The organism is Stenotrophomonas sp. 71799_Sma, from assembly GCF_056482505.1.
Window position 1 is genome coordinate 3257136 of record NZ_CM151202.1, and the last position, 13289, is coordinate 3270424.

Consider the following 13289-nt stretch of genomic DNA (forward strand, 5'->3'; position numbering starts at 1 on the left):
CCCGCCACCTGCAACGGCACTATCCAACGAGGTAGCCAGGCCATGATTGATCAGACAGTCGTAGAACTGTCGCGGCTGCAATTCGCTCTGACCGCGATGTACCACTTCCTATTCGTACCGCTCACGCTTGGCCTGTCCTTCATGGTGGCCATCATGGAGAGCGTGTACGTGATGACCCGCAAGCAGGTCTGGCGGCAGATGACCCTGTTCTGGGGCACCCTGTTCGGCATCAACTTCGCCATCGGCGTGGCCACCGGCCTGGTGATGGAGTTCCAGTTCGGCATGAACTGGTCGTACTACAGCCACTACGTGGGCGACATCTTCGGTGCGCCGCTGGCCATCGAAGGCCTGATGGCGTTCTTCCTGGAAGCGACCTTCATCGGCCTGTTCTTCTTCGGCTGGAAGCGCCTGAGCCCGGTCAAGCACCTCACTGTGACCTGGCTGATGGCGCTGGGCACCAACCTGTCGGCGGTGTGGATCCTGATCGCCAACGGCTGGATGCAGAACCCGACCGGTGCGGTGTTCAACCCGGAAACGATGCGCATGGAAGTAGTCGACTTCGCTGCGGTGCTGCTGAACCCGGTGGCCCAGGCCAAGTTCGTGCACACCGTCAGTGCCGGCTACGTGACCGGTGCGATCTTCGTGATGTCGATCAGCGCCCTGTACCTGCTGCGCAACAAGCATCGGGACATGGCCCGCCGTTCGTTCGCGGTGGCCGCAGCCTTCGGCCTGCTGTCCTCGCTGTCGGTGGTGGTGCTGGGTGACGAGAGTGGTTACGCCGCCAGCGAACACCAGAAGATGAAGCTGGCCGCGATCGAAGCAATGTGGGAAACCGAGCGTGCACCGGCCGACTTCACCGCCTTCGGCATTCCCAACCAGGACACCCACCAGAACGACTACGCGGTGAAGATCCCGTACCTGATGGGCCTGATCGCCACCCGTTCGCTGGACCAGCCGATCCCGGGCATCCTGGAACTGGTGGAGCGTGCCGAGCACCGCATCCGCGGCGGCCAGATCGCCTATGGCGCACTGGAACGCGTGAAGAAGAACCGGAACGACCTCGAAGCACGCGAGATGTTCGATCGCCACTGGCAGGATCTCGGCCACGGCCTGCTGCTGAAGCGCTACCGCGAAGACATCCTCAACGCGACGCCGGAGGAAATCTCCAAGGCCGCGATGGATACCGTCCCGCGCGTGGCCCCGCTGTTCTGGACCTTCCGCATCATGGCGGGCCTGGGCTTCTACCTGATCGCCTTCTTCGCACTGGCGTTCTACTTCTCGTGCCGCAACAACTTCCAGGACAAGCGCTGGTTCCTGAAGCTGGCCGTGTGGTCGCTGCCGGCACCGTGGATCGCGATCGAGTGCGGTTGGTTCGTCGCCGAGTACGGCCGCCAGCCGTGGGCGGTGGATGGTGTGCTGCCCACCTTCTACGCGGCATCGGGCCTGGCACTGCATGAAATCCTGACCACGCTGGCGGTGTTCACCAGCTTGTACACGGTGCTGCTGATCATCGAGATCAAGCTGATGCTGAAGGCGGTCCGCAAGGGTCCGGACGACATCCTGCCCTCGCTGCAGGCCGATATCCGCCCCGCTTCCCCCAATGCAGTCGCCCCCGGCCAGGCCTGAGGCAGGAGAATCCAGATGGAATTCATTGCACTTGATTACACCACGCTCCGCGTGATCTGGTGGCTGCTGCTCGGCATCCTGCTGATCGGCTGGGCCGTGATGGATGGTTTCGATCTTGGTGTCGGCACACTGCTGCCGTTCGTGGCCAAGACCGATGAAGAACGCCGGCTGGTGATCAACACCGTCGGCCCGGTGTGGGAAGGCAACCAGGTCTGGCTGGTGCTGGGTGGTGGCGCGATCTTCGCCGCATGGCCGCCGCTGTATGCGGTCAGCTTCTCCGGCTTCTACCTGGCGGTGTTTGCGATGCTGTTCGGGCTGATCCTGCGCCCGGTCGGCTTCAAGTACCGCAGCAAGCTGCCGTCCAAGCGCTGGCGCGACAACTGGGACCGCGTGCTGTTCATCGGCGGCCTGCTGCCGGGCCTGATTGCCGGCGTCGCCGTGGGCAACGTGCTGCTGGGTGTGCCGTTCCACTTCGATGACACCCTGCGCGTGACCTACACCGGTTCGTTCTTCGGCCTGCTCACCCCGTTCGCGCTCATCGCCGGCCTGATCAGCGTGGCCATGCTGGTTTCGCATGGTGCGGCCATGCTGGTGATCAAGACCGACGGCCCGGTGGCCGAACGTGCCGCACGTTATGGCAGCGTCGCCGCCATCGTCAGCTTTGTGCTGTTCGCCGTGGCCGGTGCCTGGGTAGCCTTCGGCCTGCCGGGTTACCAGATCACCTCGCAGGTGGTCACCGATGGCCCGACCAATCCGCTGCTGAAGACCGCCGAACTGGGCACGGTCGCCGGTGGCTGGCTGCGCAACTACAGCTCCATGCCGGCGACGCTGGTGTTCCCGGTGCTGGGCCTGCTGGGCGCACTGGCCAGCGCGGTACTGCTGCGCGCACGTCGTGGTGGCCTGGCCTTCATCGCCTCGGGCGCCTCGATCGCCGGCATCATCCTGACCGTCGGCTTTGCGATCTTCCCGTTCCTGCTGCCGTCCTCCAGCCAGCCCACCTCCAGCCTGACTGTCTGGGACAGCTCGTCCAGCCATCTGACGCTGTGGGTCATGCTGCTGGCCACGGCCATCTTCCTGCCGATCATCATCGCTTACACCACCTGGGTGTACCGCGTACTGAAGGGCAAGACGACGGTCGAGGAAATGGGCGACAACCCCAACGCTTACTGATTGCCGGTGTGCCGGCCCACGGTCGGCACATCCCTTGAACATAGGAGATTGACCATGTGGTATTTCGCCTGGATTCTCGGTGCCGGACTGGCCTCGGTCGTGGCCATCCTCAACGGGATGTGGTTCGAAGCGCGCGAAAGCGCCCGCACCGACAACGACGTGCATTGAAACTGTAAAAAAGGGTTGCCGACAGGGCCTTCACACGGTATCTTAGGCGGCTCCTTCGGGGTGTAGCTCAGTCTGGTAGAGCGCTACGTTCGGGACGTAGAGGTCGCAGGTTCGAATCCTGTCTCCCCGACCACTCAAGTGGTCGCATTGAAGCCTGGTGAAGTCGTCCAGGCTTTTTTGTTCCCTGAAGTGGCACTGCTTCGGCAGTGTGAAGAAAACAGCATTCACCCCTTGCCGCCATCGGGGTGAATCGCTAGAATAGGCGGCTCCCTTCGGGGTGTAGCTCAGTCTGGTAGAGCGCTACGTTCGGGACGTAGAGGTCGCAGGTTCGAATCCTGTCTCCCCGACCACTTCGGTGGTCACCAAGAAGCCTGGAAGACATCACTGTCCTCCGGGTTTTTTTGTATCAAGCGCCAGGCCGCCCGCGTGACGGGACCTTGCCGCGCAGCGCACGTACAATGGCCGCGCTGCCGGCCCTCCTGCAGCCCCCCCCCCACCTGCCGCTTCGGCGTAGACCGATGCCGGCGCTGCATGCCGTTGCTGCGGCGTGCGACACCTGCAAGGACCACCGATGAGTTCCTCCCCTTCCGATTCGCCGTCGCTGCTGCACGGTCGTGTCCTCGCGTTTGCCGCGATCCTGCTGGCAGCGGTCAACCTGCGCACTGCGGTCACCTCGATCACCCCGCTGCTGGACGTGCTCGGCCAGCAGTTCGGCTTCGGCACCACCATGACCGGCGTGCTGGGCATGCTGCCGACCGCCTCGTTCGCGCTGTTCGGCGTGGCCACGCCGGCATTGGCGCGGCGCCTGGGCCTGGAACGCACCACGCTGCTGGCGATGGTGATGGCGATGGCCGGCCTGCTGCTGCGTTCCAGCGCCGGCAACGTCGGCACGCTGCTGCTCGGTTCGGTGGTTGCACTGGCCGGCATGGGCATCGGCAACGTGGTGGTGCCGCCGCTGGTGAAGCGCTATTTCGCCAACAAGGTTGGCACCATGAGCACGCTGTACATCAGCGTGCTGCAGCTGGGCACGATGCTGCCGGCGCTGCTGGCAGTGCCGGTGGCGAATGCTGCGGGCTGGCGCGTATCGCTGGGCATGTGGGCGCTGCTGGCGCTGGCCGCCGCCCTGCCGTGGCTGCTGCTGGCCAGGCGCGCACCGAAGCCGCAGGCCGACGCCACCGATCCCACCGCACAGCCGCACGGCAAGGTCTGGCGCACGTCGCTGGGCTGGAGCATGACGCTCATGTTCGGCATGACCTCGCTGATGACCTATTCGATGTTCACCTGGCTGCCACGCATCGTGGTCGAGGCCGGTGGCACGCCCGCGTTCGGCGGCGTGATGGTCGCCGTGTTCTCGGCACTGGGCCTGCTGCCGTCGCTGGTCATTCCGTCGATGGCGGTGCGCCTGCAGAACCCGTTCCCGCTGGTGCTGATCGGTTTCTTCTCGTTCGTGATCGCCTTCACCGGCCTGCTTGTGGCCCCGATGAAAGCGCCGCTGCTGTGGGCCTGCCTGCTCGGCGTCGGTCCGTCCACCTTCCCGCTGGCGCTGACCTTGATCAACCTGCGCACCCGCACCCCCACCGGCTCGGCCGCGCTGTCCGGGTTCATGCAGGGCGTGGGCTACAGCTTCAGCTGCCTGGGGCCGTTCCTGGTCGGCTGGCTGCACACCGTCAGCGACGGCTGGACGATCCCATTCAGCTTCCTGTTCGGCTGCGCCACCCTGATGCTGTGCGCCTCCTGGGTGGCCTGCAAGCCGCGCAAGCTGGAAGACCTCTGGTAAGCCACGTGGGGCCTCGCAACCGGCCCCACCTACCGCTCGTCAGCCCGTCTGCGCATTTTGACGCCGGGCTGACAATTCCGGGCGGATAGTGCCCACGAATGCCCATCCTTGCCGCGTGCCGGCATCGGGCATGGGGGCGGCAGCGCCGCCCAGGCCACCACTCGGTGTGCGGGGGACTCTCGTTTCAGACAAGACATTGCAGGTCGCTGTCCTGGTTTCGCCCATCCCTGCTGGATGGGAGTTCGCGAGGGGAGTGACGCAGGCCACGGCCATCCCAAAATCTGGCATGTGATGTGCGTCACATTTTTCAGGTTGTCTGGTTCGGAAGCCAAGGGGGTCCCCAATGGTTGTCCACCGCCGGCTGGCGCTCTGCGTCGGCCTTGCCTGTACCGCCCTGGCCTGGGCCAGCAGCGCTGCCCCGCCTGACCGCGAGGCGGCCCTGGCCGAGATCGGCCGCTACCGCGACCAGGCCCGTTGGCTGGATGCGCTCGGCGCGATCGAGCGCGCCAGCCAGCAGCAGCCCAACGACGACCTGCTGTTCAAGCTGCGCGTCCTGACCCTGGGCGACATCGGCAATGCCTGGCGCGCCTGGGAGCTGTACCAGCAGCGCCCGCAACTGTTCGACGCTGCTCAGAAGCAACGCATCGAAGGCGACTACCTGGCCAAGCTGGTGGTCTGGAGCCTGGCCTACAGCAGCAGCGAAGACAGCCGGCTGGAAGAAGCCGAATCGACCCTGGCGCGCATGCAGCGCTATCTGGGCAGCGAAGGCACCCCACCTGTGCAGGCGCCATTGCGCATCCGCATGGACCGGCTGATCCTGCTCAACCGGCTGGGCCGCCATGCGCAGGTGCGCGAGGAAGCCCGCGCACTGCAGGCTGAAGGCCATGCCCTGCCCGACTATGTTCTGCCTGCGGTCGGCGATTCGCTGATGGGCACGCTGCATCCGGAAGAAGCCATTCCGGTGCTGCAGGCGGCCGTCGCAGGCGATCCGACGCGCGACGCCTCGCATTCGGAACTGGCTTACGCCTACCTGGAAAGCGAGCAGCAGGAAAAGGCCGTCGACCTGCTGCAGGCGTGGCGCGACAAGGAACCTGCCTGGCGCTGGAGCAACGGCAAGTCGCCGTATCCAAACTGGTCGCGCTACGAAGCCGACCTCAACCTGGCGATGGTGCGCGCCTACAGCGGTGACCTGCCCACCGCGCAGCGCGATCTGGAATCGATGGTCGACATCGCACCGGGCAACGGCGGCCTGCAGAGCGCGCTGGGCAGCGTGTACATGATGCGCGGCTGGCCACGCAGGGCGCTGCAACGGCAACAGATGGCGCATGCGCTGGACCCGCGCGACATCGAACCACGGCTGGGCATGCAGGAAGCCTACGTCGCCCTGCAACGCGATGACCTGGCGCGACCGCTGCACGACGATCTGGTCGCGCGCTACCCCACCCAGCCCGCCGTCGAACGCATGGACCAGGCCTGGCGCGCGCACCGCGGTTGGCAGCTGAAGGCATGGACCGACATCGGACGCAGTTCCGGCGGTGGTGGCACCTCGCCACTGGGCAACGACGACCGCCGCTATGGCATGGAAGTCCAGACACCCGTACTCGACGATCGCTGGCGGCTGTTCGCCTTCGCCGACCGGCGCTCGGTCGATTTCCAGGACCAGCGCATCGACCCGCTGTGGCTGGGCGCGGGCGTACGCTACCGATTCGGCCGTCTGAATGCGGAAGCTGCAGTGCTGCGCGCCAACGACCACATCGGTGATACCGGCCTGCGCGTCGGCGCGGGCTGGCAGTTCAACGACCACTGGCATGCCGGACTGACCGCCGCACGCAATGATCCGGATGCATCAATGCAGGCGCGCGTGGCCGGCATCACTGCCGACAGCGTCAGCGCGCAGGTCGACTACCGGCGCAGCGAACGCACGCACTGGATGTTCGGCGCCAGCCGCTTCCGCTACGACGATGGCAACCATCGCGAACTGTTCAGCACCAGCGTCGAGCAGCGGCTGCTGACACGCCCACGGTGGCTGATCGATGGCCTGGGCAGTGCATACACCAGTCGCGGCAGCCGCGATGATGCTCCCTACTTCAACCCGAAGCGTGATCGCATGGTCGAGATCGGCCTGCGCATCGACCAGCAGCTGTGGCGCCACTACGAACGCCACTTCCGCCACCGGCTGACCGTCTCGCTGGGCGATTACTGGCAGGACGGCTTCGGCAGTGCACTGGTGCCGTCGGTGTCATACATGCACGAGTGGCAGCTGGGCCAGGGCCGCGTGTTCGAGTATGGCGTGCGCTGGTCGCGGCCGGTCTACGACGGCCATCGCGAACGCCATATCGGCTTCGAAGCCGCACTGCGCTGGGGAGACTGACATGACCCGCATCCTGCGCCTGATCGTGCTCCTGCTGCTGTCGGCTGCGCCGCCGGCCTTCGCGCAGCAGGCCCTGCATCTCGATGCGATCGACAACGGCCTGCTGATCCTCAGCTACCACGACATCCGCGACCAGGTCGCAGCCAAGGGGGATGCCGATACCTATGCGGTGAGCACGCAGAACTTCGCCGCCCATCTGGACTGGCTGGGGGCACACGGTTACCACCCGGTGTCGCTGTCGCAGGTGATCGACGCCTCCCGGGGACGCGCCACGCTGCCACCGAAACCGGTACTGCTGACCTTCGATGACGGCCTGCGCAGCGTCTACGACAAGGCCTTCCCGTTGCTGCAGGCTTACCGCTATCCGGCGCTGGTGGCGGTGATCACCGACTACGTGGACATGACACCTGGCCGCACCATCGACTATGGCTACCGGCCGTTCGGCCGCGACGACTTCATCACCTGGGCACAGCTGAAGCAGATGCACGACAGCGGCCTGATCGAAGTGGCCAGCCATACCGACGACCTGCACCACGGGGTGCTCGCCAACCCACAGGGGAACTCCACCCCGGCTGTCGTGACCCGCGTTTACAACCCCGCCACGCGCAGCTATGAGAGCGAGGCGCAGTACGCGCAACGCCTGCGCGCCGATCTCTCGCGCAGCGTGCAGCGCATCGAGCAGCATCTGGGCGTGCGCCCGCGCGCCATCGTATGGCCATACGCGGCCTACAACCAGTTGAGCAACGACATCGCCGAGCAGCTGGGCATGCCGGTGTCCTTCGATCTGGAGGGCCGCAGCACGCCGGTGGCCAGCGACCTGCATGGCCTGGCGCGCTTCCTGGTCAGCGACAACCCGACCGTGGAAGGGCTGGCCTACGAGCTGCGCCGCGACGTCGCGCTCGATGGCATCCGTGCCCTGCAGATCGACCTGGATGATGTCTACGACCCCGAGCCCGCACAGCAGGCGCGCAATCTGGATGCACTGATCGAGCGGGTCAAGCGCATCGCACCGACGCACGTCTACCTGCAGGCGTTCGCCGACCCGGACGGCAACAACACCGCCGATGCACTGTACTTCCCCAACCGCCACATGCCGATGCGCGCGGACCTGTTCAGTCGCGTCGCCTGGCAGCTGAAATCGCGTGCGGGGGTGAAGGTCTACGCATGGCTGCCGGTACTCGGCTTCGAGCTGCCCGACCCGGTGCAGCGCAAGGCGCTGGCGATCCGCAACGGCGATGCCGATGGCATGTACCGGCTGGACTTCACCAATCCCCAGGCGCGCCAGGTCATGCTCGACCTCTACGAGGATCTGGCGGTCAACTCCTACTTCGAGGGCCTGCTGTTCCATGACGATGGGTACCTGCGCGATACCGAGCTGCCCACGCTGGCGGCCGGCGATGGGGGCAGCGCACGCACGCAGGCGTTGATCGACTTCACCCTGGCGCTGCGCAACAGCGCGCAGCGCTGGCGGCCGAAGCTGGCCACGGTGCGCAACCTGTACGCGGAGCCGGTGCTGCGCCCGCAGAGCGAAGCCTGGTTCGCGCAGCGCCTGGACCTGTTCAACAAGGCCTACGACCAGACCGCACTGATGGCGATGCCGTGGATGGAAGGCAGCAAGCATCCGGAACGCTGGCTCGACCAGCTGCTGGCCGCGGTGCGTGCACATGACCCACAGCTGCAGCACACCCTGTTCGAACTGCAGACCGTCGATTGGCGCAGCGGGCAACCGATTCCTGCCGAGCGCCTGCGCGCGCAGATCCGCCAGCTGCAGGCGCAGGGCGTGCACCACTTCGCCTGGTACCCGGACGACTTCATCGCCGACCAGCCCTCCACCCGCGATGCCCGCGCGGCAATGTCCGCCGGCAACTTCCCGTACCCGGAGAAGTGACATGGACATGCATCCGTTGCTGCAGGTCCTGTTCCAGTTCGCCTTCTACTACCCGATGGTGATGGCATTCTTCTGGATGTCGGGCGGCCTGTATTACTACTTCCGGCGCGAACGCCATTCGCGCCCACGCAACGACCCGCCGCTGATGGTCGATCCACCGTTCGCGAGCCTGCTGATTCCCTGCCACAACGAGTCGGCAAACCTCGACGACACACTCGGCGCGGCGCTGGCCCAGCGCTACCCGGCCGACTATGAGGTGATCGCCATCGACGACGGCAGCAGCGACGACACGGGTGCGCGGCTGGACGCCCTGGCGGCAAAGCACCCACGGCTGCGCGTGCTGCACCTGGACCGCAACCTCGGCAAGGCCAATGCGCTGCGCATGGGGGCGCTCGCCGCACGCTCGGAATACCTGGTGTGCATCGACGGCGACGCGATGCTGGAAGAACACGCGCTGCACTGGATGATCTGGCACCTGGTGAGCGGCAACCGGGTCGGCGCGGTCACCGGCAACCCGCGCATCCGCAACCGCTCCACCCTGCTCGGACGCCTGCAGGTGGCCGAGTTCTCCTCGATCATCGGCATGATCAAGCGCGCGCAGCGGGTGTACGGGCGCATCTTCACCATCTCCGGCGTGATCGCCGGCTTCCGCCGCACCGCCCTGCACCAGGTCGGCTGGTGGTCCGATGACATGGTGACCGAAGACATCGACATCAGCTGGCGCCTGCAGCGCGCGCACTGGGACATCCGCTACGAACCCAACGCACTATGCTTCATCCTGATGCCGGAAACCCTGAAGGGGCTGTGGCGGCAGCGGCTGCGCTGGGCCCAGGGCGGCGTGGAGGTGATGCTGCGCCACGCCCGCTCGCTGCTGCACTGGAAGGAGCGGCGCATGTGGGGCGTACTGCTGGAGTACGTGCTCAGCGTGATCTGGGCTTACACCATGTTGTTCATCGTGGTGCTGTGGGCGCTGGGCAAGTTCATCGAACTGCCCCCGCAACTGCATATCGCCAGCCTGCTGCCGGAGTGGCATGGCGTGATCCTGGCCCTGGTCTGCCTGCTGCAGTTCGCCAGCAGCCTGATCATCGACCGTCGTTACGAAACACAGATTGGACGCAACTACTTCTGGGTCATCTGGTACCCGATGGCGTACTGGTTGATCAGCCTTTCCACCACCCTGGTGGCGTTGCCGAAAACCCTGCTGCGCCGTCGCAGCAAGCGCGCCACCTGGACCAGTCCCGATCGGGGGATCCGATGAACGCACAACGCCCGTCCAACCGCTTCGACTCGCGGATGATCCGCAAGCCGCATCGCCAACCACGCTTCCAGCGCACCGCCTGGGGCTTCGTCACCCTCGCGTTCTGGGGGTTCTACTTCTACCTGTGGGCCCCACTGGTCACCCTGGTGTCGTGGCTGGTCGGCGGCCAGCTGGCCTGGCAGCAGCTGTACGAACGGCAAAGCCAGTTCGACCCCTATGTGCTGGTGGCGTTGCCGCTGATGCTGCTGTGCGCCAGCGTACTGCTGATCGGCTGGGCCGAGTACAACCGCGCGCGCTTCCGTGGCCACGAGCGGCGCCTGCCACGGCCGCTGGCCAGCCTCAACGAAGTGGCCGCCGACCTGGGGGCCAGCACCGGCCTGGCCGAACGCCTGCTGGGCTGCAAGGCCGCCACGCTGCACATGGACGACCACGCGCGGCCGATCGGCATCCGCCGCGAGGTGGTGTAACTCGATTGCCCTGGGTGCCGACCCTGGTCGGCACTTGCTTTGGTAGATGCCGACCTTGGTCGGCGTTCTCTCTGGTGGGTGCCGACCTTGGTCGGCACCGGGGTCTACCGCGAAGAGCATCCACGCATGGCGTGGATCTACTTGCGGGTCTGCCCTTCACCGCGCACGACGAATCGCTCGACGGTGAGTGCCTCCAGCCCCATCGGGCCGTACGCGTGCAGGCGCGTGGTGGAGATGCCGATCTCGCTGCCCAGGCCCAGCTGGCCGCCGTCGGAGAAACGCGAGGACGCATTGACCATCACCACCGCCGAGCGCAGCGCAGTGACGAAGCGCTCGGCGTTGCCCGCGTCTTCGGTGGCGATCACTTCAGTATGGTCGGAGGTGTAGGCACGGATGTGCGCAATGGCAGCGTCGAGATCGTCAACCACGCGTACCGCCAGCACCAGATCAAGGAACTCGGCGGCATAGTCGTCTTCAGTGGCCAACATGCTGCCCGGCAGCAGCGGCTGCGCCTGCGCATCGGCGCGCAGCTGCACGCCGCGCTCGCCGAGCGCCTGCGCCACGCGCGGCAGGAACGCTTCGGCCACCTCGCGGTGCACCAGCAGCGTTTCCAGCGAGTTGCAGGCTGCAGGGCGGCTGCACTTGCCATCCACCAGCAGGTCAATGGCCTTGCCGAGGTCGGCGCTGGCATCCACGAACAGATGGCACACGCCCTTGTAATGCTTGATCACCGGCACCCGCGCATGCTCGGCGACGAAGCGGATCAGGCCTTCGCCACCACGCGGAATGGCCAGGTCGACCAGCTCATGCAACTGCAGCAGTTCCAGCATCGCTTCGCGGCGCAGGTCGGTCAGCACGGTTACCGCAGCCGGCGGTACGCCGTTGGCCTTCAATGCGCCGGACAGCGCCTGGGCGATGGCGGTGTTGGAGTGGATCGCCTCGGAACCACCGCGCAGGATCACGCCATTGCCGGCCTTCAGGCACAGCGCGGCCGCTTCGGCGGTCACGTTCGGGCGTGCCTCGTAGATCATCGCGATCACCCCCAGCGGAACGCGCACCTTCTGCACACGGATGCCGTTTGGACGCACATCGTCGCGGGTGATCTGGCCGACCGGATCGGGCAGCGCGGCGACCTCACGCACGGCTTCGGCCATCGCGAACAGGCGTGCCGGGTCCAGCGCCAGGCGGTCGAGCATGGCACTGCCAACGCCCTTGTCGCGCGCGGCAGCAAGGTCACGCGCATTGCCGGCCAGGATCAGCCCGGCATTCACTTCCAGTGCCTGCGCCATCGCCAGCAGCAGCGTGCGGCGCGCCGCACTGTCGAGGCCGGCAACGATCTGGGCCGCGTCACGGCAGGCACGCGCCTGCGCTTCGATTTCGCTCATCGGGGTGTCCTTCAAACCGGTCATGGCAGCACCAGATCGTCGCGATGGACGACACTGCCACCGTAGTTGTAGCCCAGCACGGCCTCGATGTCGCGCGAATGGCGACCGGCGATCCGGCGCACATCATCGGCGGCGTACTGGCTGACACCGCGGGCGATGCAGACACGGCCCTGTGGTGCATTCCAGCACACCTGCACCATATCGCCACGCCGGAACGCGCCCTCCGCACCGGTGATGCCACCGGGCAGCAACGAGGCGCCCTTCTCGCGCATGGCCTGTGCCGCACCGGCATCGATCACGATCGCGCCTTCGGTCAGCGGTGCATGCCGCAGCCAGTGCTTGCGGGCCGCCTCGCGGCTGCGCGCGGCGTGGATGCGGGTGCCGAACAGGCGGTCCTGCGCCAGTGCACGCACCACGTCGCTGCTGCGGCCGTTGAAAAGGTAGGTCTCGATGCCGAGACGACCCGCCTTGGCCGCCGCCTCAAGCTTGGTCCGCATGCCGCCGGTACCGGCGCGCGACCCTGCGCCGCCGGCCATCGCCAGCACCTCGTCACTCAGTTCCGGCACGTCGTGCAGTGGCCGCGCATCGGCCACGGTGCGCGGATCCGCGCTGTACAGGCCGTCGATGTCGGTGGCAATGAACAGTGCATCGGCATCGACCAGCGCGGCCACGGTGGCGGCCAGGTTGTCGTTGTCGCCGAGCTTGAGTTCGTCCACCGACACGGTGTCGTTCTCGTTGACCACCGGCAACGCGCCCAGCCGCAGCAACTCATTGAGCGTGGCGCGTGCGTTGAGGTAGCGGCGGCGGTTGCGCAGGTCGTCGTGGGTCAGCAGCACCTGCGCCACGGGGCGCTCGAAGAAGCGCTGCCAGAGCCCGATCAGCTGCGCCTGGCCGAGCGCGGCCAGGGCCTGCCGCGCCGCCATCGCCGCACCGGGTTCATCGGCCCGCGGCAGGATCGCGCGCCCGGCAGCGACCGCGCCGGAAGACACGATCACCACCTCACGCCCGGCCAGTACATTGGCCGACACGAACTGTGCCAGGCCCAGCGCGTGGCGAGGTGACAGGCCGCCGCCATCGGCGGCCAGCAGGCTGCTGCCGACTTTCAGCACCGCACGCCGCCACGGCGGCAGCGCTTGTTCGGGGAACGGCGAGGCGACGTGGGCAGCGTGCTGGATCATC

The 13289-nt window shown here is 66.5% G+C and carries 10 protein-coding genes and 2 tRNA genes; 10 read left to right on the forward strand and 2 right to left on the reverse strand.

Annotated features, from left to right (window positions below):
• The first annotated feature begins 42 nt into the window (after positions 1 to 42).
• The 10 genes from ACZK4Z_RS15195 (at position 43) to pgaD (ending at position 10725) form a co-directional block, all read left to right on the forward strand.
• On the forward strand, positions 43 to 1626 hold the full coding sequence (locus ACZK4Z_RS15195; protein WP_032129413.1) for a cytochrome ubiquinol oxidase subunit I: 1584 nt from the start codon (positions 43 to 45) through the stop codon (positions 1624 to 1626).
• A 15-nt stretch (positions 1627 to 1641) separates the two neighbouring features.
• Positions 1642 to 2796, forward strand: coding sequence for a cytochrome d ubiquinol oxidase subunit II (gene cydB / locus ACZK4Z_RS15200; protein ID WP_125894452.1), 1155 nt, complete (start codon positions 1642 to 1644; stop codon positions 2794 to 2796).
• Positions 2797 to 2850: 54 nt separating this feature from the next.
• On the forward strand, positions 2851 to 2964 hold the full coding sequence (cydX, locus tag ACZK4Z_RS15205; RefSeq protein WP_032129411.1) for a cytochrome bd-I oxidase subunit CydX: 114 nt from the start codon (positions 2851 to 2853) through the stop codon (positions 2962 to 2964).
• A 56-nt stretch (positions 2965 to 3020) separates the two neighbouring features.
• Positions 3021 to 3097, forward strand: a tRNA-Pro gene (locus tag ACZK4Z_RS15210).
• A gap of 140 nt (positions 3098 to 3237) precedes the next feature.
• Positions 3238 to 3314: transfer RNA gene (locus ACZK4Z_RS15215), tRNA-Pro, on the forward strand.
• 221 nt (positions 3315 to 3535) lie between these two features.
• Complete coding sequence (locus ACZK4Z_RS15220; protein WP_032129410.1) at positions 3536 to 4741, forward strand: CynX/NimT family MFS transporter; 1206 nt, start codon at positions 3536 to 3538, stop codon at positions 4739 to 4741.
• Positions 4742 to 5084: 343 nt separating this feature from the next.
• A complete protein-coding gene (gene pgaA / locus ACZK4Z_RS15225) occupies positions 5085 to 7112 on the forward strand; it encodes a poly-beta-1,6 N-acetyl-D-glucosamine export porin PgaA (protein WP_293797358.1) in 2028 nt (675 codons plus the stop codon).
• A gap of 1 nt (position 7113) precedes the next feature.
• Entirely contained in the window at positions 7114 to 9000 is a 1887-nt protein-coding gene (pgaB, locus tag ACZK4Z_RS15230; protein ID WP_285301650.1) for a poly-beta-1,6-N-acetyl-D-glucosamine N-deacetylase PgaB, read from the forward strand.
• Position 9001: 1 nt separating this feature from the next.
• Positions 9002 to 10258, forward strand: coding sequence for a poly-beta-1,6-N-acetyl-D-glucosamine synthase (gene pgaC, locus ACZK4Z_RS15235; RefSeq protein WP_010486660.1), 1257 nt, complete (start codon positions 9002 to 9004; stop codon positions 10256 to 10258).
• Positions 10255 to 10725 carry a poly-beta-1,6-N-acetyl-D-glucosamine biosynthesis protein PgaD gene (gene pgaD / locus ACZK4Z_RS15240; RefSeq protein WP_125894458.1) on the forward strand — a complete coding sequence of 157 codons (471 nt, stop codon included), beginning with the start codon at positions 10255 to 10257 and terminating at the stop codon, positions 10723 to 10725. The genes pgaC and pgaD overlap by 4 nt, the downstream gene beginning before the upstream one ends.
• 137 nt (positions 10726 to 10862) lie before the next feature.
• Here the strand turns inward: pgaD and ACZK4Z_RS15245 are convergent, their stop codons facing one another.
• Together ACZK4Z_RS15245 and proB are read right to left on the reverse strand one after the other, a co-directional pair.
• Positions 10863 to 12134, reverse strand: a complete 1272-nt coding sequence (locus tag ACZK4Z_RS15245) for a glutamate-5-semialdehyde dehydrogenase (RefSeq protein WP_293797350.1) — start codon at positions 12132 to 12134, stop codon at positions 10863 to 10865.
• Positions 12131 to 13288, reverse strand: a complete 1158-nt coding sequence (gene proB / locus ACZK4Z_RS15250) for a glutamate 5-kinase (protein ID WP_049401148.1) — start codon at positions 13286 to 13288, stop codon at positions 12131 to 12133. Before proB ends, ACZK4Z_RS15245 begins: the two co-directional genes overlap by 4 nt.
• Position 13289: the final 1 nt, after the last annotated feature.

Coding starts and splice junctions, on each gene's coding strand:
- ACZK4Z_RS15195 (WP_032129413.1), top strand. CDS start 43: ATGATTGATCAGACAGTCGTAGAACTGTCGCGGCTGCAATTCGCTCTG.
- cydB (WP_125894452.1), top strand. CDS start 1,642: ATGGAATTCATTGCACTTGATTACACCACGCTCCGCGTGATCTGGTGG.
- cydX (WP_032129411.1), top strand. CDS start 2,851: ATGTGGTATTTCGCCTGGATTCTCGGTGCCGGACTGGCCTCGGTCGTG.
- ACZK4Z_RS15220 (WP_032129410.1), top strand. CDS start 3,536: ATGAGTTCCTCCCCTTCCGATTCGCCGTCGCTGCTGCACGGTCGTGTC.
- pgaA (WP_293797358.1), top strand. CDS start 5,085: ATGGTTGTCCACCGCCGGCTGGCGCTCTGCGTCGGCCTTGCCTGTACC.
- pgaB (WP_285301650.1), top strand. CDS start 7,114: ATGACCCGCATCCTGCGCCTGATCGTGCTCCTGCTGCTGTCGGCTGCG.
- pgaC (WP_010486660.1), top strand. CDS start 9,002: ATGGACATGCATCCGTTGCTGCAGGTCCTGTTCCAGTTCGCCTTCTAC.
- pgaD (WP_125894458.1), top strand. CDS start 10,255: ATGAACGCACAACGCCCGTCCAACCGCTTCGACTCGCGGATGATCCGC.
- ACZK4Z_RS15245 (WP_293797350.1), bottom strand. CDS start 12,134: ATGACCGGTTTGAAGGACACCCCGATGAGCGAAATCGAAGCGCAGGCG.
- proB (WP_049401148.1), bottom strand. CDS start 13,288: ATGATCCAGCACGCTGCCCACGTCGCCTCGCCGTTCCCCGAACAAGCG.